The organism is Micropepsis pineolensis (assembly GCF_055392125.1).
Genome location: NZ_AP042408.1, coordinates 2,217,124 through 2,243,095, shown reverse-complemented (window position 1 = coordinate 2,243,095; position 25,972 = coordinate 2,217,124). Strand labels below are relative to the sequence as shown.

Here is a 25,972-nt window from a genome sequence, read left to right as displayed (position 1 = left end):
TAAATTTAGGGAGACGCGAGATGGGTTTTGCCGTCATTGTCGGAGATCCTGAACACACCACACAAAGTTTGCTGGCGGCAGAAGCCTTACGCAAGGCCGCAGCGGCTGTTGGTTTGGATCTGGCTATCGAAGTGCGTGTTGAAGGCGCCGTCCTCGGTGCACAGGATGCCACGGCGTCGTACGATCTTTTGCTGGTCGTAGGTGCGCCGGCGGGCGATTTGCCCAAGGCAACGGTGGTGCATCGCGTTACCCTGGAAGCGGTCTTACAAAATGCCGCTAAAGTCCTCGCCGATATGAAGGCCGATAGCTCTGCCGGGGCGTTGCTGACCAAAGAGCGGCCCTTCATTGTTGCGGTCACCTCGTGCCCGACCGGTATCGCCCACACCTTCATGGCCGCCGAAGGGCTGGTGCAGGGGGCCAAGAAGCTCGGTTATGACATTCGCGTTGAAACGCAAGGGTCGGTTGGTGCCAACGATACGCTGACCGCCGCCGAAATCGCGGCCGCTGATGTTGTGATTATTGCCGCCGACCGTCAGGTGGCGCTGTCGCGCTTTGCCGGTAAGCGGCTGTTTAGCAGTGGCACCAAGCCCGCCATCGGTGATGGCCGCGCGTTGATCACAAAGGCGCTGGCCGAAGCCCAGATCCAGGGGCAGGTCCAGCAGGCCAGCAGCGCTGACAGCAATAAAGGCCAGAGCGGTGGTGTTTATAAGCATCTGATGACCGGCGTGTCCTTCATGCTGCCCTTCGTGGTGGCCGGAGGTCTGCTGATCGCCTTGGCGTTCGCCATTGGCGGTATTTATGCCGGCAAGACCGAAGGCACCTTTGCCTACGCCTTGTTTGAAATTGGTGCCAAGGCAGCCTTCAGCCTGATGGTGCCGGCACTGGCCGGTTATGTTGCCTTTTCGATTGCCGACCGCCCCGGTCTGGCCCCCGGTATGATTGGTGGTGTGCTGGCCGGTTCGATCGGTGCCGGTTTCCTTGGTGGTATTCTGGCCGGTTTTATCGCCGGTTATGCCGTCAAATACCTCAACCGCTATATCAAACTGCCGCAAGGCCTTGATGGCTTAAAGCCGGTGCTGGTGCTGCCGTTGCTCGGTACACTGATTACCGGGCTCGCCATGGTCTATGTTGTCGGCACCCCGGCGGCGGAAATTCTGGCCTGGCTGACCAACTGGCTGCAGGGCATGAAGGGCAGCACTGCCTGGGCGATGGGTGCCATTCTGGGCGGTATGATGGCCGTCGATATGGGCGGTCCGGTTAACAAGGCGTCCTATGCCTTCTCGACCGGCTTGCTGACCAGCAATGTCTTTGCCCCGATGGCGGCGACCATGGCCGGTGGTATGACCCCGCCGCTGGCACTGTTTCTGGCCACACGTCTGTTTAAGAACCGCTTCACGTCGGCGGAGCATCAGTCCGGCCCGGCAACCGGTCTGCTTGGCCTTGCCTTCATCACCGAAGGCGCCTTGCCCTTTGTTGCCCGCGATCCGTTGCGGGTTATCCCGCCGCTGATCGTTGGTTCCGCGGTGGCCGGTGCGCTTTCCATGGCGGTCGGTTCCGAGCTGCGTGCCCCCCATGGCGGCATCTTCGTTATGCTGATCCCCAACGCCGTCAGCCATGTGTTGATGTACGCACTGGCGATCATCATCGGTACCATTGTCTCGGCCGTAGCGTTACGCCTGACGCTGCGCCGGCAGGACTAAACGTTAAACGCTGTCCCCAAAAAGTAGAATAAAAACAACCCAGGAGCCTCGCACATGTTGAATCCCGTACTGTACCCTCGACTGAAAACGTTTTCAGTTTGTTTACTATTAAGTGCAGCCACGATGTTCACGGCACCTGCCGTTGCTGCCGACGTAAACACCCATCTGGACTCCGTCACCTGGCAGATGAGCTACACAGGTGAAGCTGCGGAAGTGGTGGATGGTGGTCTGGATAAACGTGGTGCCTATGCCGGTCAGATCATGCTGGGCGCGGATGTCGATCTCGACAAGGCGCTGGGCTGGACCGGCGCGACGCTGCACGTCTATGCCACCAACCGCCATGGCGAAAACCTGTCGGAAAAGGGTATTGGTAACAGCACGTCGGTGCAGGAAATTTATGGTGGTCAGAACACCCGTCTGGCGCAGGTTTCACTTGTCCAGAAACTGCTCGATGACCGGCTGGTGCTGGAAATTGGCCATGCCCCGGCGAATATCAGCTTCCTGGGCTCCGATCTGTGCCAGTATTTCCAGATCAATTCGGCTTGCGGCAACCCGACCTTCGTGTTCAAGACCAGTAATTTCACCTGGTGGCCGACATCAAGCTGGGAAGCGCAGGCAACGGCCTGGCTGACCAAGGAAATTTATTTTCACGCCGGTGTCTATGAGGTGAACCCCAAGCGCACGGTGGACAGCGATCACGGCACGGACTGGAGCATGGATGGTGCCACCGGCGTCATCGCGCCGTTTAATTTCGGTTATAAAACGACGTTTGAAACCGACACGCTGCCGCGCAAATATGAAATCGGTGGCTGGTATGACAGCTCGACCTATACCGATCCGCTGCGTGACGAAAACGGCAATGCCGCGGCACAGACCGGGTTGCCCTATGCCACGCATAACGGCCGCGTCGGTTTGTTCGCCCGCTTTGAACAGATGATCTGGCGGCCGGATACGACCAGCCATCGCGGGCTGACGCTGTTTGGCGCCCTGATGGGCAAAGGCTATGGCCATCTGGTCGAAAACGATTACCAGATGATCGGGCTTTCCTATAAGGGACCGCTGGAATCGCGCCCCAACGATAACGTCGCATTTGTTTTCACCCGTCAGGGCTATTCCAGCACCGAGATCCAGAACCTGTTCCTGACACGTCAGGCCGCGGGCGGCACCGGTTCGCCGCACTGGGATCAGATGATGATGGAGCTGAGCTACAGCTATTATCTGACACCGCAGATCAAGCTACAGCCGAACATTCAGTACATCATCCATCCGGACCAGATGGACGATACGACCCGCGCGAAGAACCTGCCGAACACCTTCCTGGTCGGCTTCCGCTTTGACGTCAATCTGGCCGACGCGTTGCATTTAAACGGCTAAATCCGCCGAATACATGCGTTCCATGGACTTGGGGGAGGGTGTGACCACACTCTCCCTTTTTTTGTAAATCGCCGGAATGAATTTATGTTTTGTTAATTAGCCTGTTAAAACTACAGGCTTTTTCTAAAGCTCTCGCTTGTGGGTTGTGCGTATTTAGAGAATATTCGTCCGGCAAGTATGGCGGAGTGCGTATTATGCATATGCCATCGGTCTTCTGGATGGTTGTTTGTGCGTGTGTGACACTGGCGTCATCTGTGTATTATGCAGCGGGGCGCAATAACAAAGACGGTCTGCAAATTTGCGCCGCCGCACTTCTGGCGCATGGTGCCGCTTATGCGCTGTTCGTCTTGCGTGGGCAGATACCGGATTTATTTTCGATCATTATCGCCAATGGTCTGATTTCGCTGTCCTACTCCTTATTTCTCTGGGCGATCTTAAAGTTCCTGTGCCGCCCCATTGACTATTTTCTGCTTGTCGCACCAACCATCATGATGATGGTGCTGTATTATTTCGTGATGCCGAATTATACGATCCGCGTCATGGCCGGTAACGGTATTTTTGCGGCGCAATGTTTGGTGATCTGTTTTTATCTGATCGGCCACAGGTTCACCTTTTCACATCGCGGCCGAAATATGATCCTGTTCAGTATGGGCTGTCTGACTGCCATTTTTGTATGGCGGATCGGTACGGCGTTATTCAATCCGCAGAATCTGGCCGCACATTTTCAGACCAACCTGGTGCAGACCACGACCTTTATAACGGTACTCGTCGCCATGTTGCTGGTGTCGAATGGTTTTGTTCTCATGGTCAAGGAGCGTTCGGAACATCAGTTACGCTGCGCCGCGATGAAAGACCCATTGACCGGCTGCTGGAACACCATTGGTATTGCTGAAGTGGCTGAAAAAGAGCGTATGCGGCTTGCACGTTATGGCCACCCGGTTGCGCTGTTGCTGGCAGATATTGAAGATTTAAAATCCATCAATCGGCAATTTGGTCATCGTGCGGGTGATGATACCATCCTTGCCTTTACCAAAGTCGTCCGTGAAATGCTTCGGGCAACGGATATTATCGGTCGCGTGAAAGGGGGAACCTTTTCCATCATTCTGCCCTCCACCGGTTTTACCGATGCCGCTATGCTGGCCGATAAATTGCGTCTTGGCTTTGCCGATAGAAAATTGCCGTTTGGCTATCACGCAACGGTCAGTCTTGGGGTCGCGATTTGTCGTTCCGTCGATACATGGGATTTATGGTATGATCGTGCCGAAACAGCTTTAAACACAGCAAAATTATCCGGGAATAATCGGATTGCCATCGAAAATTTCGATAACATTCTGACCGGTGGTGCTCAGGATGTTTGCCATATGATGCAATTACGCTGGAGTAAGAGCTATGAAACCGGCATTGGCAATATTGATGCGCAGCATCAGGCGATCTTCGAAAAGGCGAATATGCTGTTCCTGCTCGGTGCTTCGGAAAGCAATAAAGAGGCGGTTCTGGCTTTGCTGGAGCCCCTGCTGACAGAGGTCCGAGACCATCTGGCGGATGAAGAGTTTTTGCTGCAAATGGTAGAAAATTATGCGGTGCAGAACCATATCCGTATGCACTATTATTTATTGAAACGGCTGGAAGATCTGAAAAACCTTTTCCGGGCAAGCAAGATTGACACCGCAGAACTGTTTCACTTCCTGATGTTTGAGTATATTATTCAGCATATTCTGATCGAGGATCTGAAGATCTTCTCGGAAATATCGCTTGATCTTAATGCCGCTCAACGTGCCGCTGACCAGGCCGTATATCCGCCATCAAGGCTGACGGCCTTGTCGTAACCGTTACGGCGCAGGAACGATACCGCCTGGGCACTGCGATGGCCGGACCGGCAGTAGACCACCAGCTTCACCCCCTTGGGGATGCGGGTGTATTCGGTGGGCAACCGATCCAGCGGCATCAGTATGGCGCCATCAATATGCCCGGCGGCAAATTCGTCGGGCTGGCGGACATCCACCAGAAAATACGCCGTCTTGGTCCTGGTCAGTTTCCGAAACGCGCTGACGCTTACCGTCGGCACCGACGGCTCGGCCGCGGCCATGTTCGGTGGCATGGTCTGGGCGCTCAGCGTTTGCGGATATAGCGCCGCAAGGCTGACCGCTGCCAGTGCGATGATGGTGAAACGGCGCATGTTGATCCCCCCACAGATGACCTTATGTCCGGCTTTTAACAGGTTCTGGTCGGAAAATACATGTGGTAAAGGCGTTGCTGCTATGGGTGCGGGTAGGCTTTATGGGGCAAAAGGGGGATTTCCCCTCGAAGGTGGTACGCGTTTGTGTTTATGGCCTCCGGGCCTTAAGTATTTGAGCTTGCTATGTTGTGTGGCGCGAAGTTTGTGTAATCTGCCACCTTAGCGTCGCGTCGCTTGGCCGATGGTATGGCCGCCTGTGGCGTGGAAAATGCGATATTCAGAGGGAAAAGATGCGCAAAGCAAAGTCTTTGGTTGGGGCAAAGGCGGTTTTTTCGGTTTGTTTTGCCTTGGCGATGCCCGTGGTGGCCGCCAAAGCCGGGCCGTGGGCCGAGGTTGGGGATGCATCTTTGCGTTCGGACATTCTAATTCTGGCATCGGCCGGGGTCATCGATGATGTGACAATGCAGTGGCCGATCCCGTGGGCCAGCATTATGGAGCGGCTGGAGCGGGGGAGTACGCTGGCGGATCAGCCAGCCTATGTGCGTGCCGCTGCCGACAGGGTTCTTAAGAAGGCGCAGGCACAGGAAAAATTACACCGTAAGACGATCACGGCAACAGTCGACGCCGCCAGCGAGCCTGGGTTGGTGCAGGGCTTTGCCGCCCAGGGCCAGAGCAGCTTAAGTGGTAATGTTGCCCTCGGATATATGTGGAACACCACGGCGCTCAATCTGTCGGTCGGCGGGCGCAGCGTGTTCGGCACGGATCGGCAGTCGATTGCGCTGGATGACACCTATGTTGCGCAACGCATCGGTGGTGCTGTGATTTACGCCGGTTATAAAACCCATTGGTGGGGGCCGGGTTGGTTCTCGGCGATGTCGCTGTCCAATAATGCCCGCCCGATGCCGCAGATCGGCATTTCCCGCGCCGGAACCGAAGCCTTTGAAACGCCGTGGCTGAGCTGGCTGGGGCCGTGGCAGGCGGAGGTGTTTGTCGGTTTGCTTGACGGGCCGCGTGTGGCGGAAAATACCGACTATGTCGGGGCACGGGTGGCTTTCAATCCGATACCACATCTGGAAATCGGTCTGGCGCGCACGACGGAGCTGTGCGGTTCGGGGCATGAATGCAAACCGTTTAAAGACTATTTCAGTTTGCTCAACGACAACAAGACCGTCAACAACAGTAACGATCAGGGTAATATCGATATCCGCTATAGCAACAGCTATCAGGATTTTGCCTATGAAGCCTATGTTCAGTTCATGAACGAGGATACCAACCCGATCCAGCATTCCGGTACCAGTCATCTGTATGGTGCCAGCGGCTGGATGCCGGTTCCGGGTGGTACCGGACGGATGACGCTGGAATATGCCGATAGTGTTGCGACCTACGATCTGTGGGGCAGCGGTACGATGTCGGGCTTTTCCTACAACAATGGTCGCTATGCTGACGGCATGCGCTATCGCGGTCGTTCTATGGGTTTCAGTCTGGACAGTAATTCGCGTCTGTTGTCGTTACAGACCAGCTATCAGCGCGATGATGGTACGAGCTACAGCTTCACCTATCATCATGCCGAGATTGATCGGCCTGCGCTTTCAAACACTACCAACGCTTATAATGTCGTTTCAACCGGCCCCGTCATTATCAATATGGCCGAGAGTCGGACGGATTTGCCGCTGAAATGGCGCGATTTCGATGTGCAGCTCAGCTTGATTGGTCGGGTGCAGGATGATCGCCCACGTCCGGACCATGGTTGGCTTGCTTCCGCCGAAGCACGCCTGAGTTTGAAACTGTAGTGTAATTTCAAGGACTTTAGTGTTATGCCTTATACCGTTACGCAGACTGAGTTGCCGGGTGTTCTGGTACTGGAACCCAAGATCTTTGCCGATGCACGTGGCTTCTTTTTCGAAAGCTATAATGCACGTGCGTTTGAACAAGCGACCGGGCTGAAGCCCGATTTCGTTCAGGATAATCATAGCCGTTCGGTGCGGGGTGTCTTGCGCGGTTTGCATTATCAAATCCAACATGCGCAGGGAAAGTTGGTCCGTGTCGTAGCCGGCGAGGTGTTTGATGTGGCGGTAGATCTGCGCCGTTCATCGCCGACATTCGGCAAATGGGCTGGGGTGGTGCTTTCCGCATCAAACCAGAAGCAGTTCTGGATCCCGCCAGGGTTCGCACATGGCTTTTATGTCTTAAGCGAGACGGCCGAGTTCCTGTACAAGGCGACCGACTATTATCATCCGGAATTTGAACGCAGTGTGCTGTGGTCTGATCCCACGGTTGGAATTGATTGGGGGCTTACCGGGCAGCCGATCCTGGCCGAAAAAGACCAGCACGGGCGTCTGCTCGCCGACGGTGAAACCTTCGACTGACACAAGTAAAAAGGCGCCTTCGGGCGCCTTTTTCGTACGGTGCGTTGGGCACAAATTCGGTGCACGTATCTGTGCTAGCCCAGCCTTTGCGCAAGCGAACAAAACATCACTGGTAAAATATAAACAGCGTCTTACATTCCTCAATCTAATTAAGGGGAGCGGCAGGGATGAGGGATGTTGACCGTAGCGGTGCCTTTGATTGCATATCTAAAAAAGTCTGGTGGGGAATTGGTATCGCGCTGTTTTCTGTATATTTTTCAATTGCCTTATGGGGAAACGTTAACGAAGGAAAACTTGATTTCTCGTTTGTAAGCTTTCTTTCAATAGCTGGGGTGGCTTGGTACTTTCGCGATCTGAGGAACCATGCTTGGTACTGGTTCGTCGTCGTTGGTCTAGCTGCACTGCATGCGGCAGGCATTGCCTTCGTTTCGGATTTGCCACCGTTGGTCTATGGGCATGGAACGCGAGGGGCAGGTGCTCTCTTGGTCATTCTGTTCGACAGTTTTTTCGTATATTGTTCTATCCGGTTGGCAGAACGGGCATCCCAGGGCTGGCCTGAAACAATAGAGGTTCCGTGTCGTTCCTGCGGTAAATACGTCAACAAAAAATCGCCTCGCTGTCCCCACTGTGGTGAATGGAAACCGTTTCAATCCCAATGGATTATTTTAATTGGGCTGGCGCCGATTTTTTGCTTGCTGGCATTCGTATGGTTCTTTCTTAAAGCGCCCCGTTAAGGGGCTTTTTAAAGCCGCTGGCGATCCCGTCAGCGGATTTTCTGTTGGGTGTTAAGCGCCTTTGTACAGCTATTGGTGGTGTAGTGGCGTGCCTATCTGTATTCTTGCTGATGGAATATTTTTTTTGGGGGGGGCAGGAAGATGATTATTGGGAAACGTTGTTTTTTCGCGGCTACCGTATTTAGCGCATTCTTCTTCATACTGTTTGAGGCTCACGCTCAAAAAACAAAGATTGTCTCGGGTCTTGTAGGCGAACAGGATGATAGGTCCAAAGAATTGTTGGCGTTATCACCCGACGAGGCGAGGCGGGCTGCAACTCATGATCTTCTGTCGCTGCTTAAGCCGTCCGGTACGTTCACGATTGATAGCAGCCATAATGTAGCAAGCGCTATATTTTACACTGAGCCAAGCGATACAGAATTTCGCTATACGTGCCGCAGTGACCGCGTCACGCTTCAGTACGGATTAAAGGAAGTGTTTGATGCATATGGGAAAAAGTTAGGAGGGCAGTCTAGGCCTGATGGCGTTGTATCTCAACGTGTATATCACATTGAGCGCTTGCCTGTTCCTGAATTCGGGACAGGAACTAGTTATAAAAAAATCCCCTGCGACACGCATAACCCAGATGATTTAGCAACTTGGTTCTCAGTTCCGAGTGACCAAGATGCTGTTCGCGCAGTAAACATGTTTCATATGGCTGTTGATGCGGTGAAGTTCGGGCGATTGATGCCAGAGAAGTGCGATGAGCACAAAAAACTGACCTGTAGCCAATGGATACTATCGCTAAACGACATATCAAAAATCAAAGGCGTTGAGACATGTAAGGCTCGCGGTGGCGATAAGGCTTGCTATGTTGTTTCTTTTGATAGTGTTGATGTTACTATCAACGGCACGATACGGAGTAATCTGTATGAGCAGATCACGCCAGCTGCCATAACATCTATCCGTGCCGAGTGGGTAATGGAATTGAGTATGTGAAATGCTGTCTGCCTTCCGTGATGCCAAATACATTTAAAGCCGTTGGCGATCCCGTTAGCGGTTTTTCTGTTACGCTCTGAGCGGTGAGGGAGGGGGGGGGAGGACTGCACGGATTTTGCACGGATCGTGGGTGCAAATCATGCTTTGTTCTTCGCCTAAATTCCGTTTCGTTCGTTTTTAGAACGAAAGCGGAATTTCTAACCATCTGTTTTAATTGAAAAAGATGGTGCCGGTGGTGAGAATCGGACTCACGACCTACCCCTTACCAAGGGGTTGCGCTACCACTACGCTACACCGGCACTGTCGCTTTAGCGAACGGGGTTTTAGTGGTTCCCCGTTCCGCGGACGCGGTGCTATAGCCTAAGCTGAATAGAAAAGAAAAGGGGTCTTTTTTGAGAAATTTGGGTTCATCGCCAGAAAATGCTGAAAGACTGGCCGCGGCACTGCGTGAAAATCTTAAAAAACGTAAAAGTCGGGTGCGGGAACTCGCGCAAAACGTGCCATCTGACCCTGTCCTGACCGGTTCAGGAACAGAATCAGAGGGTACCCCCCCGGAATCAGGTTTGACCGCGGCGCAGCCCGCGTTAAAAGGGCCGGCTTCGTAAGCCGCCGGTTCGAAAGCAACCCCCGGCTAGTCATTGGTGGCGTTAAGGCCAAGTGGGCGTATGGCCAAGAGGACTTATGGATAGAATCAGGATTGTGGGTGGGGCCCGTCTTAACGGCGAGATTCCCATTAGCGGTGCCAAGAACGCGGCTTTGCCGCTGATGGCGGCTTCTCTTCTCAGTGCAGAAGGTCTGACGCTGACCAATGTTCCGAATTTGGCCGACATCCGGTCGATGGCTGCGCTGCTCAAAGGCTTTGGCGTGGCCGTGGAATGGGACAGTGTGGCCTGCAGCTATAAGCTGGATGCGGGCGCGCTAACCTCGACCACCGCCGATTACGACATCGTGCGCAAGATGCGGGCAAGCTTCTTTACGCTGGGCCCACTGCTGGCCCGTGCGCGCCATGCCAAGGTGTCGTTACCCGGTGGCTGCGCCATTGGTGCCCGCCCGGTGGATCTGCACTTAAAGGCGCTGGAGGCGTTAGGGGCCAAGGTCGAGCTGACCGAGGGCTATGTCATCGCCAGTGCGCCACAGGGGCTGAAGGGGGCGAAAATTTCGTTCCCGCTGGTTTCCGTGGGGGCGACCGAAAATGCCCTGATGGCCGCCAGTCTGGCCGAGGGCAAGAGCGTGATCAAAAACGCCGCCCGTGAGCCGGAAATTGTCGATCTGGGCCATTGCCTGATTGCTATGGGGGCGAAGATTGAAGGGCTGGGCAGCTCGACCATTACGGTTGAGGGTGTTCCCGCGCTGCATCATGCGTCGCATTCCGTGTTACCGGACCGGATCGAGACCGGCACCTATGCGCTGGCGGTGGTAATTGCCGGTGGCGAGGTCGAGCTGACGGGAACGCAGCCAGAGCTGATTGCCTCGCTGATTAAAATCCTAAAATCATCGGGCGCGGAGTTCACCACCACCGAACGCGGCCTGAAAGTGGCCCGAAACGGGGTGCGACCGCGGGCCATGTCGGTCGAAACCCAACCCTTTCCGGGTTTCCCCACCGATTTACAGGCGCAATTGATGGCGCTGATGGCAACTGCCGATGGGACTTCCCATATAAAGGAAACGATCTTCGAGAACCGTTTCATGCATGTGCCGGAACTGGCCCGTATGGGGGCCGATATTAAGGTGGATGGTAAAAGCGCTACGGTGCGTGGCGTGCCCCGTCTTAAAGGTGCTCAGGTGATGGCAACCGATCTTCGGGCTTCCTCGTCGCTGGTTCTGGCGGGGCTGGCGGCTGAAGGCGAAACAATCGTGAACCGGGTTTATCATTTGGATCGCGGTTTCGAGCGGATGGAAGAAAAGCTTTCCCGTGTCGGGGCTGTTGTCGAAAGGCTGCACGAATGAGCGAACTGGTATTGGCGGCACGCGACGCCGAGGATTTGGACGTTATCTCGGCCAAGCTGCAAGATGCCGTGGCGGTGGTGGGCGAACTGACCTACCTCAGCAAGCAGCACCGTTTTGTTGGGCTGTTCAGCCGCTTCAAATGGGAAGCGGGCGAGAAGACAAATGTCCGCGTCCGTTCCGGACTGCATTTCGAAGGCGTGCTGGCTGCCCAATGCAGCAATTTGCGCCAGGGTGCGCCGGGTGCGGTGGTCGAGCTTTTGGCGATCCGCTTTACCCCGAAGGGGGCCGGGGATCCGGCTGGTACCATCGAACTGGTGTTTGCCGGTGGTGGTGCGATCCGTCTTGAGGTCGAATGTCTGGAAGCCGCGCTGGCGGACGAGGGCAGTGAATGGGCGGCCCGTGGGCGGCCCAGCCACGAAGTGGACGCCTGAGGGCTTTCGTTCGCAGCGTAATTTTATCAGGGAATGGGAAACATGGCTCGCTGGCTTGACGCCGCTCATGCGGATTTCGAAGCATCGCTGACGGCGCTTCTGGCGGAAAAACGCGAAAACGGGGCGGATGTCGCCACCACGGTGCGCAGCATCATCGCCGATGTGCGCCTGCGTGGCGATACTGCTCTGATCGACTATTCCGCCCGTTTTGACCATGTGGAACTGACTCCGGATACGATCCGGCTTTCCGGCGATGAATTGGCGGGGGCGCAGAAATCCTGCACCCGCGAGGCGCTCGAGGCGCTGGATCTGGCGGCCCGCCGCATCGAAAATTATCATGTCCGTCAGTTGCCCAAGGATGCCTTCTATCTGGATGAATCCGGGGCAAAACTGGGCTGGCGCTGGACCGCGCTGGACAGTGTCGGGCTTTATGTACCGGGTGGTACGGCGGCGTACCCTTCCTCGGTGCTGATGAATGCCATTCCGGCCAAGGTCGCCGGTGTTAAGCGCATTGTCATGGTCACGCCAGCCAGTGGTGGGGCAATCCAGCCGCTGGTGCTGGAAGCTGCCCGCCGGGCTGGGGTGTCAGAGATCTATCGCATCGGCGGGGCGCAGGCGGTGGCGGCGCTGGCCTATGGTACGGCACGCATTGCCCCGGTCGACAAGATCGTCGGGCCGGGTAATGCCTATGTCGCCGCGGCCAAGCGCGAGGTGTTCGGGCAGGTCGGTATAGATTCTATTGCCGGGCCGTCAGAAATTCTGGTGCTGGCCGACGGGGCCAATAACCCCGAATGGATTGCCGCCGATCTGTTATCGCAGGCCGAACATGATGTTTCGGCGCAGAGTATTCTGATCACCAATGATGCCGCCTTTGCCCACAAGGTTGAAGACGCGGTGGCGGCGCAGCTGACCCAGCTGCCACGCCGTGCCATTGCTGAGGCGAGCTGGACCAATAACGGCGCCATTATTGTGGTGCCGAACCTGGAAGCTGGTGCAGAGATCGCCAACCGGGTTGCGCCAGAGCATCTGGAAATTGCCACCAAAGACCCCGAGGCGTTGCTGACCCATGTCCGCCATGCCGGAGCGATCTTCCTGGGCCGCTACACGCCCGAAGCCATGGGCGATTATATGGCCGGGCCCAACCATGTGCTGCCCACGGCGCGCACAGCACGCTTTACCTCGGGCCTGTCGGTGCTCGACTTCCTCAAGCGGTCTACCTTGCTGGCGGTATCGCCCGAAGCATTGTCGGTGTTGGGGCGGCCAGCTATGACGCTGGCTGAAGGCGAGGGGCTTGATGCCCATGCCCGATCGATCGGCATCCGGATGCCGGCGGCACGGGGATAGCAGCCAAAGGGGCGGTCATGAGCGGGAATTTTCGCATTGCGGCGGTCGCACTCGACGAACGGGTGAAGGGGCGCCTGACGCCTGAAATTGAGGCCGAGCGGGAAGTCGCGATTCGTGACCTGCTGGCGGATAATCATTTTCACCCGGTGGGGTCCCCCGGTGGCCCCTATGAACTGACCATCGGCATCGAAGATAACCGGTTAGCGCTTAATCTGTTCCTGCAGGACGGCACACCGCATGGCACAGCATTGCTGTCGATTTCGCCCTATCGGCGAATCATCGCGCAGTATTTTCGAATGTGTGAAAGCTTTGCCTTTGCTGACGGCGGCGGACGTACGCCGGAGCAGACCGAAGCTATCGATATGGCGCGACGCGCCTTGCATGATGATGGTTCGAAACTTTTGATGGAACGGCTGACAGGCAAGGTCGAAATGGACCTGGAGACCGCAAGAAGGCTGTTTACACTGATCTGTATGTTGCATTTAAAGGGATAATTCGCCTGCCGCAGTCTAAAAGCCTTGCTTTTGACGCGGTTAGGTGCATTCTCCCGCCTGGTTTTACAGTCTCCTACAAGGGAACGAATGCCTAAAGAAGCCCTAATCGAATTCGAAGGTGTCGTCAGCGAATTGCTGCCGAATGCGAATTTTCGCGTCACCCTGCAAAATGGCCACGAGATCATTGCCCACACCGCTGGCAAGATGCGAAAGAACCGCATCCGCGTGCTAACCGGTGATAAGGTGATGGTTGAGATGACGCCTTATGACCTCACCAAAGGTCGGATTACTTATCGGTTTAAGTAACCCCTCGTCATTGCACAGGCTGCCGAGAACGAAGCGATGTCAAAACTGATACTGGCCAGTGCCAGCCCGCGCCGTGTGGCGTTGTTGGGCCAGGTAGGTATTGTGCCCGATGCTGTCATCGCAGCGGATCTCGACGAAACACCGCTGCCGCTGGAAAAACCGGCAGACCTGGCGCTCAGACTGGCTGTGTCCAAGGCGCAGGCGGTGGCTGCACGTCCGGATGGTGGCGGCTTTGTGCTGGCCGCCGATACGGTGGTCGCCTGTGGTCGCCGCATCCTGCCCAAGGCGGCTGATGCGGCCGAGGTTAAGACGTGTCTTACCCTGCTATCAGGCCGCCGCCATCGGGTCATCACCGCAATCTGTTTGATTTCCCCGGACGGGAAGGCGCGTCACCGTGTGGTGACCAGTACCGTTCGGTTCCGCCGCCTGTCGGACGCTGAAGTCGGTGCCTACCTTGCCTGTGGCGAGGGTGTCGGTAAGGCGGGTGGCTATGCCATTCAGGGGCGGGCTGCGCCTTTTGTCGCAGCGATCTGTGGCTCCTATAGCGCCATCGTTGGTCTGCCGTTGACTGAGACTGCCATGCTGCTGCGCGGGGCCAATTTTCTTAAGACGTAAACGATTGACGACGCGTTGCGCGGCGATACAATCGTATACCCTATGTGGTTCTTTTTACGTGTTTTTCTCTCTAATTTAAGGTTGCATTTTCCCTGTCGCCATGCTGTTTGGGGCGCGGAAATGTGTAAACCGATTTGGGGGCGGTTTTGACGGATCCGTTGAACTGCCCAAGTGCTAATCCGGAAGAGCTGTCTGTGAAGATGGTAGATGCGGAAGCTGAGTGGGGCGATGCACGCTGGTATGTGGTGCACACGCGTCCTCACAACGAAAGCCGGGCGCTGTTCCATCTGCGCCTGCAGGGATTTCGCACATTTTGCCCCTTCACGCGTAAAACTATCCGGCACGCCCGCAAAGTCGAGAGCCGTCTGGCGCCACTGTTTCCCAATTACCTTTTTTTGAATCTTGCTATCGAGCAGGAGCGCTGGCGCAGTGTGAACGGCACCTTTGGCGTGGCGCGCATTATCATGCAGGATGAACATCCCGAGCCGGTCCCTGTTGGCATTGTCGAGGCTTTGCTGTCCCGCACGGATAGTGAAGGGGTAGTCGATTTTACGCCGCAGTTCGTGGTGGGGCAGGATGTGAAGTTAACTGAAGGTCCGTTTACGGATTTTGTCGGACGGCTTGAAGCCCTTGATGAACAGGGGCGTGTGCGTGTTTTGCTGGATCTCATGGGGCGCGGTGTTGCCGTGTCTACTAGGATTGAATTACTTTCCGCAGTGGGGTAACCCTTTGCGTTGTTAACGTTATTGCGTAATGGATGAGAGCCACCGCTTTCACCCAAACGGCGGTAGCGTAGAAATTAGGCAATCTGTATCCTAGGGTATCTACTTGTTTTCCATTATCATCGTTAATTATCATAAAGCTACCCGAGCCTCGGAAAGTCTTGCCGCGTTGCAGAGGCAAACACTGGCTAATGTTTGCCGGATTTGTATCATTGACAATTCAGTAGATGCCGCAGAAGCCTCCATTTTGGCTGGAGCGGTCTCACCTCCGGCACAACTGATCATAGCTTCGGAAAATCTAGGTTATACAAAAGCAGTCAATCTAGGTGTCCGTACGCTTGGTACGTCTGATTTTATTGCACTAGTCAGCCCGGATATTATTTTGGAAGATCCGGCGTCTCTGGAAAAAATGTCAGGCATTCTTGATGCAAGGCCAGACATTGGACTTCTCGCTACGCTGCAGAAAAATGATGATGGCAGCCGGGTAGAAGTTGCCCGCAGATACCCATCTTTTTTACGTCAAGTTCTGCGTCGCCTGCGTCCCGGCAGGTATGGTGATGATGACTTACTGGCCCCGCTGTGGACTGATAATGGCCCGGAGTTGGTGTATCCTGACTGGGCACAGTCTTCCTTCGTTATGTTACGGCGGGCCGATTGGGATGTGGTTCGCGGTCTGGATGAGCGCTTTTTCCTGTTTATGGCGGATATCGAAATTAGCCGACGCCTGAAAAATATTGGAAAAAAAAACGCCGTAACCAGATCCGTAATCGCGCGTGCTGATGGTGTTCGTGCCAGCCATGGCGGGCTGATGGATATATTTTCCAGTAAATCCCAGCGCATTCACCTCAAGGATGCGTTGACCTATTACCGAATACGCACCCAGTTAAATTCCTGATTTCGCCTGCTGAAGGGTTTAAATTTTGACCATTCTTGTCACTGGCAGTGCCGGGTTTATCGGTAGTAATTTTGTCCATGTTTGGCTGAGGCAAATGCAGGAAGCTGTCGTCAATTTGGATAAGCTGACCTACGCAGGCAATCTTGATAATTTGGCCGATCTGAAGGACGATATGCGTCATATCTTCGTGCATGGAGATATCGGTGATCGTGCGCTGGTCGGTCGACTGCTGAGCGAACATCGGCCGCACGCCGTATTGAATTTCGCTGCTGAATCCCATGTTGATCGTTCGATCCATGGTCCTGGCGATTTCATACAAACTAATGTCGTGGGAACGCTCAACCTCCTCGAAGCGGTGCGGAGTTATTGGAGCGAGTTGCCCGCGCAAGAAAAAAACGCGTTCCGTTTCCTTCACGTTTCCACAGACGAGGTCTACGGTACCTTGTCGCTGGATGATCCGCCTTTTGCTGAGACCAATCCGTACAAACCAAACTCCCCCTATTCGTCCAGTAAGGCGTCAAGTGATCATCTGGTGCGGGCTTGGCATCACACCTACGGTCTGCCGACGCTGACAACCAATTGCAGCAATAATTATGGGCCTTACCATTTTCCTGAAAAGCTTATTCCACTGATTATTCTCAACGCGCTTTCCGGTAAGCCGTTGCCAATCTATGGTGATGGCATGCAGGTGAGGGACTGGTTGTATGTCGAGGATCATTGTCATGCAATCATTCGTGTGTTGGAGTCGGGTAGTGTCGGCGAAACCTACAACATCGGCGGCCATAACGAAAAAGCCAATATTGATGTGGTGAAAATCGTTTGCGCAATTCTTGATGAATTGCAACCGCACGCTAACGGGAAACCATATGCCGAGCAGATCACCTATGTGAAGGATCGCCCCGGTCACGACCGCCGCTATGCCATCGACGCTAGCAAGATCAGTCGTGAGCTTGGCTGGAAGCCGGCGGAAACCTTCGAAACCGGTATTCGCAAGACGGTTTCATGGTATCTCGCCCATCAGGATTGGGTGGAAGGGGTGGTTAGTGGTACCTATCTCCAATGGGTCGCCACCCAGTACGGAGCTTGAGGTGAAGACTATCCTGCTTCTGGGCTGCAACGGCCAACTCGGGTATGAATCGCAGAGAACGCTACCCACCCTAGGTACGGTGGTCGCGCTCGATTTCCCGGAGGTTGATTTTTCGCAGCCCGAGTCTTTGCGCTCCTTGGTGCGCCAGCTCCGCCCTGACATTATCGTCAACGCTGCCGCTTATACCGCAGTGGACAAGGCCGAGACAAATGAAGCCAGTGCTGTGGCCATCAACGCCATAGCACCCGGTGTGCTTGCTGCCGAGGCCGCTGCATTAGGGGCGATCTTTGTGCACTATTCTACAGATTACGTTTTCGACGGATTGAAGACTGGTCCCTATGTCGAAACTGACCCGACACACCCCAGCTCGGTCTACGGTCGCACAAAGCGCGACGGTGAAATTGCAGCAACGCAGGCGCCCAAGCATCTGATTTTCCGGACATCTTGGGTTGTTGGTGCGCACGGCAAGAATTTTATCCGTACGATGCTGCACTTAGCGCAAGAGCATGAAGAATTGCGTGTTGTCGCCGATCAGTTCGGCGCTCCGACGTCAGCTAAGCTGTTGGCTGAAATCTCGCGTGATATACTCAAGCAAATGCAGGATGTGCCCGCAGCTGATCCACGTTGGGGACTTTACCATTTGGTTGGAAGCGGTGAGACAAATTGGAATGCGTTGGCGCGTTATGTGATCGATCAAGCTGCCACGTATCATGGTTTGTCTATTAAGGCTTGTCCTAAAAATGTTGAAAAAATTGCCACAGCGGATTATCCGACATCTGCAATGCGCCCCTTCAATTCACGTCTTGACGCCCATAAGCTCCAGATGACGTTTGGTATCACCTTACCGGATTGGCACGATGGAGTTGATGACGTGCTAACAGAAATTGTTAAGGGGGGGCTTTAGCTATGGCGCGCAGAGGTATCATTTTGGCTGGCGGGGCTGGTACTAGGCTCTATCCAGCAACACAGGCGGTATCAAAGCAATTGTTACCAGTTTATGATAAGCCAATGATTTATTATCCGCTGACAACTTTGATGCTCAGTGGTATTCGTGAAATCCTCGTGATATCGACGCCACAAGATACCCCCCGTTTTTCCGATCTTTTAGGAGACGGCAGTCAATGGGGCATACATATTTCTTATGCGGTGCAACATTCACCAGACGGGCTGGCTCAGGCTTTCCTTATTGGTCGAGAGTTCATAGACGGGCACCTAAGTGCATTGGTGCTGGGTGATAATATCTTTTACGGCCATGATCTTGGGAAGCTGCTTACTGTGGCTGATACACGTCAATGCGGTGCGAGTATCTTTGCCTATCACGTGCAGGATCCCGAACGCTATGGAGTAGTCGAATTTGATACCAACCACAATGCTATCAGCATTGAAGAAAAGCCTATAAAGCCGAAATCTAATTTTGCTGTCACAGGCCTATATTTTTATGATGAAAAGGTTTGCGATATTGCTTCAGAAGTAAAACCATCCACTCGCGGAGAGTTGGAGATCACTGACATTAATCGTCGCTATCTTGAAGTCGGCGATTTGCATGTAGAGACAATGGGGCGTGGGTATGCTTGGCTTGACACCGGCACTCATGACAGTTTGCTTGATGCCGCGAGCTTCATCGCCACCTTACAAAAAAGGCAGGGGCTTATGGTTGCATGTCCAGAAGAGGTCGCGTTAATACAGAAATGGATTGATACTGAAGTTATTGCACGTTTGGCGGCACCAATAAAACAAAATAGATACGGACAGTATCTATTGAAATTGATTAATCCAGAGACGTGATGTGAAGATAGAGCTTCGATTGTTTGAGCCACCATTCCGTGTGGCCACAGTGATATAAAATACACAATAGCACGGTTGCAACTCCTGACACTCATCTACTTTTTCGGTTTCTAATAATGGTGTGTAATGGCTGACGTCATTTGTAATACGCGTTCACTTGGAACTCACTTAACAGGTGTGCAGCGTTATATTACCGAAATTCAAAAACACGTACGAAATGATATTGATATAGTTTTCCCATCGCATTTTCAGCGCGGGATCATCGGCCATTTGTGGGAACAATTTATATTACCCTCAAAAATAGGCGATCGTTTATTATGGAGCCCAACGAATTCAGGCCCTATATCGCTTAGAAGACAAGTAGTAACAGTTCATGACTTGGTAGCTATTGACCATCCTGAATGGGTCAGTAAGCGCTATGGTGGATGGTACCGCTATATGTTGCCTAGACTACTTAGGAATGCTGCGCATATAATTGCGATCTCGAACTTTACTCGGAGCCAAATAATTTCCGAGCTTAGGATACCTGAAAATCGTGTATCAGTTATTTATAATGGTGTTGATGACCGTTTTTGTCCGCAATCACCAGAAGTTATTAATAAAGCTTTGTACGCGTGCGGTCTGCCGTCTTCAAAATATATATTGAGCGTCTGCTCTATTGAACCCAGGAAAAATATTTCTAGACTAATTGATGCATGGAAAGAGATTGTTGATTCACTACCAGAAGACGTTTACCTTGTTTTAGTTGGTAATGTAGGGGTAAAACGGGTTTTCCCTCAAATGAAAATGGATAATTTACCGAAAAGAGTATTTTTTTCTGGACATATTTCGGATGAGTATTTGCCTGCTATTTTGGCGGGGGCACAGTTATTCGTTTACCCATCTCTGTACGAAGGTTTTGGCTTACCACCCCTAGAAGCGATGGCGTGTGGTACGCCTATCATTTCAAGTAATTGCTCTGCAATACCAGAAGTAGTAGGTAATGCAGGTATATTGATAGATCCAAATAGTGTTTCCCAAATCGCAAAAGCGGTAAAATGCCTATTCTTTGAGAATGACACTCGGAATAAATTGATAAAATTAGGGCTGGCGCAGTCAAAAAAATTTCGTTGGTCTCTAACAGCAAGCGAAACATTACAGTTATTGAAAAAGGTTGCCATGGATGGTTAACCCGGATTTATTACTTAAAACAAATAAAACACATGATTTCAAAGTTGTGTTTTTTGCGTTGTATTTAAGTTGTGTGTGGGTGACGTCAGGTTTTTTTATTCCGTTATCAGTTTTTAACAATGTGCCACTATATGTTTTTTTTACATTTGTTATTTTTTTAATGTTAAATAAAGATGTAGTAAAAGAAATAGTGTTGCTTTTCATGTTTTTAATTACATACGAATTTTTAAAGTGTTTGCAAAGTAATTTCATTTTTACAGTAAAGGGAGTGATGGGTTTATTTGCATTTTCATTTATTATGCCTGTAACTAAAGAAGCATTTTTAGGACTTAAAAATTGTTCAGATGAATGGTTAGGGAAGTGGTTGCGTATATTATTATGGTGTATTTTTTTATCTGTCGCTATTGAGCAGTTGTTAGATCTTGTAGGAATCCCAGTATCACCAGGATTCACACAAAGAAATTATTTTTTTGGAACAAAGTCTCTGTCAGGTTTTTTTGAAGAGCCATCACATATTGCACTTGGTTTATCGCCATATATTTTTATGCTTGTATACAATTATGAATTATATAAAAAACACATGGGATCTGCTGGTATATTTTTGATTGTTGGATTGTTTGTATTATGCCCTTCATCGACTTTGTTTATGATTTTGGGGCTATCGTTTTTTATAGTTGTTATTAAGCAAATTTTTTCAGGAAACATAAAAGTTGCTTTATTAGCATTCAGTGCATTGGCTATTTTCTTTGCTTCTATTTTAGCTGTGCCGCAATTTTCAGAACGTTTTAGAGGAGTTTTTACAGGAGCTATCGCGCAATCTGTCGTAGATAGTCAGTATTCTGTATTAGCTTTTATAAAAGGTTTTCAGATGACGTCTTATGCTATAGGCCACTTCCCGTTAGGTGTTGCTTTTTTAAATATGGAAATACTGGCACCCCAATCAATTATTTCATATTTTTCAGATTATACTTATGAATTAAATTCAGCAGATGGCGCGTCTCTCTTATTTAAAGGGATATGTGAGATGGGTATATTGTTTTTTATATTTGTCATTATTTCTATGTACGGATTTGTTAAAGAAATTAAAGAAAGAAATGTTGGTGGGATGTATAATCTTGTGTTTTTAGCTTTCTATTTCTCATTTTATGCACACTTTGTTAGAGGTGCATCTTATTATTATGGAGTTACTGCGATTTCTATTTCTTTGATTATCTACTCTATTTGTAATAGAGCTTTTTTAATCCAGATAATTAGGTTAAGGACCCGTTAATTTTTGTTGCGATGGATATTTAACTGCCTGATTCATTTGCGGTGCAAAGGAGTACCGCGATGAGTAATCTGATCTGGCTTCAAAGGGATAAATGCACAGGGTAGAGCCCTGTATCCCACTGTCACATGGGATACTTCGTTGGCGGATGAGAAGCAGATCATCTTCGTGCTTCGTTAACTGTCAGGCTCGACGGTCTGAAGAAGGCCCTGGCCGAACGGATGCTGAATGCCGAGATGGACCATCATCTTTCGACCGGCAATCAACGTTGCGATCCGCACTTGATCGCCAAATATCAACGGCGGTTTTCCGGCTTCGACGACAAGATCGTCTCGATGTATGCTCGCGGTATGAGCACGCGCAAGATCACGGGCCACCTGCACAACTCTACGGCATCGACGTCTCGCCCGACCGGATCAGCGCGGTAACCGATGCGGTTCTGGATGAAGTCGCTCTCAGGCAGGTCGGCCCCCTGGAGCCGGTTTACCCGCTATTTCGGCGAACAATCGATCCACCGGATCGATTACAGTTCCGCCTCAATCTTCGATGGGATCAAGGATATTTTCGGCCTTTGGATTGAACTAAATGAAGGCGCTAAGTTCTGGTTGCGGGTCATGAACGAGATCAAGAACCGTGGCGTCGAAGATATTTTGATTGCCGTCGTCGATGGTCTGAAGGGCTTTCCCAACACCACCGTGCAGACCTGTGTCGTCCATCTGTTGCGCCAGAGCCTGAGCTTTGTCTTCTGGAAAGATCGCAAGGCCGTGGCCGCCGCGTTGAAGGACATCTACCGGGCCGTGCTGGCGGCGAGCCTGGGGCGAGGCCATTCCGGCGAGGTACGGCGATTGCTCTATACGACCAATGCTATTGAATCGATGAACGCGAAACTGCGGCGCGCCGTCCGCGCCAGAGGGCACTTCCCGAACAAAAATGCCGCGATGAAATTATTGTTTCCGGTCTTGAACCGAACCGAGAAAGAATGGACCTCGCCTGCTCGTGCGTGGTGCATGGCAAAGGCTAAGTTCGCTATCCTCTTCGGGACGCGCTTCACAAAGGTAATGGCCTAATTATGTTCAACCGCCCGCACGCACAAGAAATTACTGACACTCCCTTACTAAGTATTGCTATTCCTACATATAATAGATTGCATTGGCTGAAAATATCATTACCTGAAATTATAGCACAAGCCGAATACATAGGATGGAATAGGGTTGAAGTAATTGTATCTGATAATCATAGTAATGATGGAACAATAGAATATTTGAATTTTTTAGAAAATAAATTTCCTATTTATGTAAACTATAATGATAAAAACATTGGAGGGGAAGGAAATTTTTATTTGCTGCCTACACTTTGTAGTGGAAAGTACATACATATGATAGGTGATGATGATATATTAATACCTGGTGTGCTGGAACGTATTATAACTCAATTGAAATCAAGTCCCGATTACTTAATACTTAACTTTAATGTTTTTGATCCTAAATTTAAAAAATGCCTAATACATAATGTACTTAACATAACAAATGACATTATAATTGAAACAAAAGAAGACTGTCTTAACGTTATAAGTGCAATGATTATGGGATTCATAAGTCTATGGGTTGCACGGCGAGACTTTTTTAATATTGTTCCATTAGATAAATATAAGCATTTCTCACAATGGGGGATGTCAATACAGGTTGACAGATACGTAGGTATCTCTACCTTTCCAAAAGGAATAGTACTATCTGAACCATGTTTACAAACTAGACAAGATGGTGATTTTAGACATGATTATTTTTTATGGTTTTTACATGGCGGTGTTGAGACAATGCGTTATGCGATTGAGCAAAACGCTATGCCTAACGTTTTTTTTAAAAGTAGAAAGAGGTGCTTACTAATAAATCATGCGCTGGGACGTATTCATTATGAGCGTAGTCGTAAGATATTTAATAGAAAAAAAACGTATATAATATTACGAGAAGATTATGGCGATCTTCTTGAATTTTGGCTTATATGTATACCTTTTATGTATTTACCAGGACTGAGTTTTTTTATTAAAGTTGTTAAGTGGCTAAAATGTAAAAAAGTTACGGAGTAGCTAGTATGCATTTCTTAATTGCAATACCCACCTATAACAGGCCAGACCTTTTACTAAATGCTGTTGATAGTGTCATATCTCAAAATTACGAAGACTGGACTATCATTGTATCAGATAATTTATCTGATATCGCAGCTGAAGAAGCGCTTGGTGATAGGTTAAAAGATAAGAGAATTAAATTAATTCGACAAAAAAAACATGTTACTGGTACTGAACATGGCCGCATTATTTGCAGACATATTTTAGAAGAGAAATTTGATTATTTTAACATGATGGCAGACGATGATTATATGGTGCCTGGTGCACTCAAATATATTGCATCACAAAAGAATCTTGCTGATTATGTAGTTGGTGGGATTACGTATTTCTATGAAAAATCAAGGATGCTATTATCTCCAATTATACGGACAGACCTTACAAAGCAAAGACTAGATTTTAAAAAATCATTGGCTTGGAACTCTTATAATTGTGGTGGGGTTTACATTCGGGGAGTTGATCAAGGTACTGAACTTGACACGCCAGAAAGCCACGTAAGTTTTATTTTTTTAAGTCGTAATTTGTTAGTCAAATTGTGCGATACATACGGCACGTATCTTGTGGACCCATTTGGTGATGTTGGGCTTGGGTTAGCAATGAATTTTGTTACATTCTACGACTACATCCCAAGACCAATTGGTGTAATTCGGTTTTTAAATAACTATGGACAGATCCAGGGCAGGGATAGAAGAAGTTTAATTACCCACCATGACAGTTCTTTATTTCTATCGCCAATTAAGAATGTGTCTTTTTCTAATTTTTCTCTTGAAAGTTATTTAAAAGTTCTTTCAAAATTAGGTATTAATAATATAAAGATTAGCCATAAATTTTTATTCCGCCATTTGAGAGAGGTTCTAAATGATAACCCCAAAAATAAAGAATCCTTGCATGCTTTTAGAGAAATTTTACTACTGATGTCACAATGGAAATACTTAAAACACATTGGACTTTTTTTACTTAGACACTTTTTTTGCAGAAGAAATTTAAGAAAAAAAATAATAATATCTGATAGTTGTGTAGATATTGTAAATGCTGCGCAGATTTCATTGGTTTTTTTTGGTGGCTTTAATGTCGATTAAATTATATAAAGTGTTGTTTTGTGTGAAGAGTATAATATTTATTTTTTTTGAGAAGTATAAAAAATCTAGTTTGTTAAAAAATAGTACCCTTGGTTGGTCATCTAGAATACTTCAGATGGCATTTCAATTTTTTTCTGTTCGTATTACTATGAATTCACTAGGTATGGATGGTTATGCTGCAATTATACTATTAACTGGTTTGATGTCATGGTTGAACAATTCAGATTTTGGATTTTCTTATGGTATTATGAATTCTGTTTCTGTATCTATTGCTAAGGGGGAAGATTTAAATAGTATAAAAAGTTTGTCTGTATTATGTTATATCGTTTTATCTGTCGTATTTTTTTCTGTGTCCGTATTAATATGCCCAATGATAGCTGATGGGTACTTATCTGCGCTAAAGGGTGGTGACCACATATTAATGCTAACATATACTGCTATTATATTATCATTTATTGGTGTAGGAAATATCGGTTGTAGACTTTTATTTGCTGAGCAGCATGTTAATTTATATTATTTTCTTTATATGTGCTCAACATCGGTGTCTTTTATACTACTTTTTTTCTTGTCATTTGGTTTTATACGTGGATCTGTTATGTCAATATTATACCTAACATATATCCCTCAAATTATCATTGGTATGTTTTCTCTTATATATTCATGTAAAGGGCTGAAATTCATACTTCCAAAGATTTCTCTTTTGAAAGATATTAGTTTAGTGTCTTTAAAATTTTTAGGATTGAATTTACTGACATTAATGACAGTCTCTACAGACACTTTTATTATTTCGCAATGTTTGTCATCGCACGATATATCTGTGTACGGAATTTATATGAAATTATTTAATGCAATTAATGTTCTTATCACCACACCGCTTGGTATTTTATGGCCCCGTTTTTCTGCATTCGCCGCAAAACAAGAATGGACTGAAATGAAACGTATACTTAGATCTTTTATTATAACATCGATAACTATTATGATTATTTTTGGTGCTTTTATTTACATTAATGGTGAGTGGTTGATCAACTTGTTGGCTCCTGGTAAAGGTATAAATGCAACAATTTGGTTTGTATTTTTACTAACAATTCTACAAATTTGTATATTGTGGACAGGAAGTTTTCATACAGCTGTTATTAGCATGAATGTGCTTGTCCCAGCGCTTATATTGACACCATTGCAAGCCGTTATTGCTGGTTTTGGTGAGTGGTATCTTGCAAAGAAATATGGAGTGATTGGAGTTCCTCTTGGTATACTCATATCTTATATTGCAATTCCAGTCTGGTTTTCTCCGTTGCTTTTCAATCTAGTTTGCAAGGTGAAAAAAAACAGCACGGAAAATACTAAGAACCCTCTCCTTCGTTTTTTTCTTGCGTCCTAGGGTTC

Annotated in this window: 24 protein-coding genes, 1 tRNA gene and 1 pseudogene; 24 read left to right on the top strand and 2 right to left on the bottom strand. The window is 49.7% G+C overall.

Annotated elements, in window-relative coordinates; all coding sequences use genetic code 11:
- The first annotated feature begins 20 nt into the window (after window positions 1-20).
- The 3 genes from ACZ5RI_RS09975 (at window position 21) to ACZ5RI_RS09965 (ending at window position 4,900) form a co-directional block, all read left to right on the top strand.
- The gene (locus ACZ5RI_RS09975) at window positions 21-1,700 is read left to right on the top strand and encodes a PTS fructose transporter subunit IIC (RefSeq protein ID WP_464512235.1); all 1,680 of its coding nucleotides are present in this window, start codon (window positions 21-23) and stop codon (window positions 1,698-1,700) included.
- 54 nt (window positions 1,701-1,754) lie between these two features.
- On the top strand, window positions 1,755-3,074 hold the full coding sequence (locus tag ACZ5RI_RS09970; protein WP_464512228.1) for a carbohydrate porin: 1,320 nt from the start codon (window positions 1,755-1,757) through the stop codon (window positions 3,072-3,074).
- 89 nt (window positions 3,075-3,163) lie between these two features.
- Window positions 3,164-4,900 carry a diguanylate cyclase gene (locus ACZ5RI_RS09965; protein WP_464512220.1) on the top strand — a complete coding sequence of 579 codons (1,737 nt, stop codon included), beginning with the start codon at window positions 3,164-3,166 and terminating at the stop codon, window positions 4,898-4,900.
- On the opposite strand, the gene ACZ5RI_RS09960 is transcribed toward ACZ5RI_RS09965, so the two are convergent.
- Window positions 4,843-5,250 (bottom strand): rhodanese-like domain-containing protein, encoded by a 408-nt coding sequence (locus ACZ5RI_RS09960; RefSeq protein WP_464512217.1) that lies wholly within the window; start codon window positions 5,248-5,250, stop codon window positions 4,843-4,845. The genes ACZ5RI_RS09965 and ACZ5RI_RS09960 overlap by 58 nt on opposite strands.
- Before the next feature lie 290 nt (window positions 5,251-5,540).
- Here ACZ5RI_RS09960 and ACZ5RI_RS09955 point away from each other — a divergent pair, with 290 nt between their 5' ends.
- From ACZ5RI_RS09955 to ACZ5RI_RS09940, 4 genes are all read left to right on the top strand, one after another.
- The gene (locus tag ACZ5RI_RS09955) at window positions 5,541-7,040 is read left to right on the top strand and encodes a capsule assembly Wzi family protein (RefSeq protein ID WP_464512213.1); all 1,500 of its coding nucleotides are present in this window, start codon (window positions 5,541-5,543) and stop codon (window positions 7,038-7,040) included.
- 24 nt (window positions 7,041-7,064) lie between these two features.
- The gene (gene rfbC, locus ACZ5RI_RS09950) at window positions 7,065-7,616 is read left to right on the top strand and encodes a dTDP-4-dehydrorhamnose 3,5-epimerase (protein ID WP_464512210.1); all 552 of its coding nucleotides are present in this window, start codon (window positions 7,065-7,067) and stop codon (window positions 7,614-7,616) included.
- A gap of 167 nt (window positions 7,617-7,783) precedes the next feature.
- A complete protein-coding gene (locus ACZ5RI_RS09945; RefSeq protein ID WP_464512207.1) occupies window positions 7,784-8,350 on the top strand; it encodes a hypothetical protein in 567 nt (188 codons plus the stop codon).
- 141 nt (window positions 8,351-8,491) lie between these two features.
- A complete protein-coding gene (locus ACZ5RI_RS09940) occupies window positions 8,492-9,328 on the top strand; it encodes a hypothetical protein (protein WP_464512204.1) in 837 nt (278 codons plus the stop codon).
- A gap of 224 nt (window positions 9,329-9,552) precedes the next feature.
- Here the strand turns inward: ACZ5RI_RS09940 and ACZ5RI_RS09935 are convergent.
- Window positions 9,553-9,627 (bottom strand) — tRNA-Thr (locus ACZ5RI_RS09935).
- Between the two features lie 382 nt (window positions 9,628-10,009).
- Between ACZ5RI_RS09935 and murA the strand changes: the two genes are divergently transcribed.
- From murA to ACZ5RI_RS09850, 17 genes and pseudogenes are all read left to right on the top strand, one after another.
- A complete protein-coding gene (gene murA / locus ACZ5RI_RS09930) occupies window positions 10,010-11,275 on the top strand; it encodes a UDP-N-acetylglucosamine 1-carboxyvinyltransferase (RefSeq protein ID WP_464512200.1) in 1,266 nt (421 codons plus the stop codon).
- Complete coding sequence (locus tag ACZ5RI_RS09925) at window positions 11,272-11,706, top strand: DUF2948 family protein (protein WP_464512196.1); 435 nt, start codon at window positions 11,272-11,274, stop codon at window positions 11,704-11,706. The genes murA and ACZ5RI_RS09925 overlap by 4 nt, the downstream gene beginning before the upstream one ends.
- A 42-nt stretch (window positions 11,707-11,748) precedes the next feature.
- Window positions 11,749-13,050: a histidinol dehydrogenase gene (gene hisD, locus ACZ5RI_RS09920; RefSeq protein ID WP_464512192.1), complete on the top strand. Its 1,302-nt coding sequence runs from the start codon at window positions 11,749-11,751 to the stop codon at window positions 13,048-13,050.
- A 17-nt stretch (window positions 13,051-13,067) separates the two neighbouring features.
- The gene (locus tag ACZ5RI_RS09915) at window positions 13,068-13,544 is read left to right on the top strand and encodes a UPF0262 family protein (protein WP_464512183.1); all 477 of its coding nucleotides are present in this window, start codon (window positions 13,068-13,070) and stop codon (window positions 13,542-13,544) included.
- Window positions 13,545-13,631: 87 nt separating this feature from the next.
- On the top strand, window positions 13,632-13,850 hold the full coding sequence (gene infA / locus ACZ5RI_RS09910) for a translation initiation factor IF-1 (protein ID WP_464512176.1): 219 nt from the start codon (window positions 13,632-13,634) through the stop codon (window positions 13,848-13,850).
- A 36-nt stretch (window positions 13,851-13,886) separates the two neighbouring features.
- Window positions 13,887-14,465: a Maf family protein gene (locus tag ACZ5RI_RS09905; protein ID WP_464512172.1), complete on the top strand. Its 579-nt coding sequence runs from the start codon at window positions 13,887-13,889 to the stop codon at window positions 14,463-14,465.
- Between the two features lie 146 nt (window positions 14,466-14,611).
- Complete coding sequence (gene nusG / locus ACZ5RI_RS09900) at window positions 14,612-15,190, top strand: transcription termination/antitermination protein NusG (RefSeq protein WP_464512169.1); 579 nt, start codon at window positions 14,612-14,614, stop codon at window positions 15,188-15,190.
- A gap of 103 nt (window positions 15,191-15,293) precedes the next feature.
- Window positions 15,294-16,082: a glycosyltransferase gene (locus ACZ5RI_RS09895; RefSeq protein WP_464512165.1), complete on the top strand. Its 789-nt coding sequence runs from the start codon at window positions 15,294-15,296 to the stop codon at window positions 16,080-16,082.
- A 25-nt stretch (window positions 16,083-16,107) separates the two neighbouring features.
- Entirely contained in the window at window positions 16,108-17,169 is a 1,062-nt protein-coding gene (gene rfbB / locus ACZ5RI_RS09890; RefSeq protein ID WP_464512161.1) for a dTDP-glucose 4,6-dehydratase, read from the top strand.
- 1 nt (window position 17,170) lies between these two features.
- On the top strand, window positions 17,171-18,073 hold the full coding sequence (rfbD, locus tag ACZ5RI_RS09885; RefSeq protein ID WP_464512158.1) for a dTDP-4-dehydrorhamnose reductase: 903 nt from the start codon (window positions 17,171-17,173) through the stop codon (window positions 18,071-18,073).
- Between the two features lie 2 nt (window positions 18,074-18,075).
- Window positions 18,076-18,954 carry a glucose-1-phosphate thymidylyltransferase RfbA gene (gene rfbA / locus ACZ5RI_RS09880; RefSeq protein ID WP_464512154.1) on the top strand — a complete coding sequence of 293 codons (879 nt, stop codon included), beginning with the start codon at window positions 18,076-18,078 and terminating at the stop codon, window positions 18,952-18,954.
- A gap of 126 nt (window positions 18,955-19,080) precedes the next feature.
- A complete protein-coding gene (locus ACZ5RI_RS09875) occupies window positions 19,081-20,124 on the top strand; it encodes a glycosyltransferase family 4 protein (protein WP_464512149.1) in 1,044 nt (347 codons plus the stop codon).
- Window positions 20,117-21,394: a hypothetical protein gene (locus ACZ5RI_RS09870; RefSeq protein WP_464512146.1), complete on the top strand. Its 1,278-nt coding sequence runs from the start codon at window positions 20,117-20,119 to the stop codon at window positions 21,392-21,394. The genes ACZ5RI_RS09875 and ACZ5RI_RS09870 overlap by 8 nt, the downstream gene beginning before the upstream one ends.
- Window positions 21,395-21,579: 185 nt before the next feature.
- Window positions 21,580-22,458, top strand: a pseudogene (locus ACZ5RI_RS09865) (transposase); the annotation flags it as partial.
- Between the two features lie 2 nt (window positions 22,459-22,460).
- Window positions 22,461-23,474, top strand: coding sequence for a glycosyltransferase family 2 protein (locus ACZ5RI_RS09860; RefSeq protein ID WP_464512142.1), 1,014 nt, complete (start codon window positions 22,461-22,463; stop codon window positions 23,472-23,474).
- Window positions 23,475-23,479: 5 nt separating this feature from the next.
- Window positions 23,480-24,589, top strand: a complete 1,110-nt coding sequence (locus tag ACZ5RI_RS09855) for a glycosyltransferase family A protein (RefSeq protein WP_464512137.1) — start codon at window positions 23,480-23,482, stop codon at window positions 24,587-24,589.
- Window positions 24,579-25,967, top strand: a complete 1,389-nt coding sequence (locus ACZ5RI_RS09850; RefSeq protein WP_464512131.1) for an MATE family efflux transporter — start codon at window positions 24,579-24,581, stop codon at window positions 25,965-25,967. The genes ACZ5RI_RS09855 and ACZ5RI_RS09850 overlap by 11 nt, the downstream gene beginning before the upstream one ends.
- The last annotated feature ends 5 nt before the right edge of the window (window positions 25,968-25,972 follow it).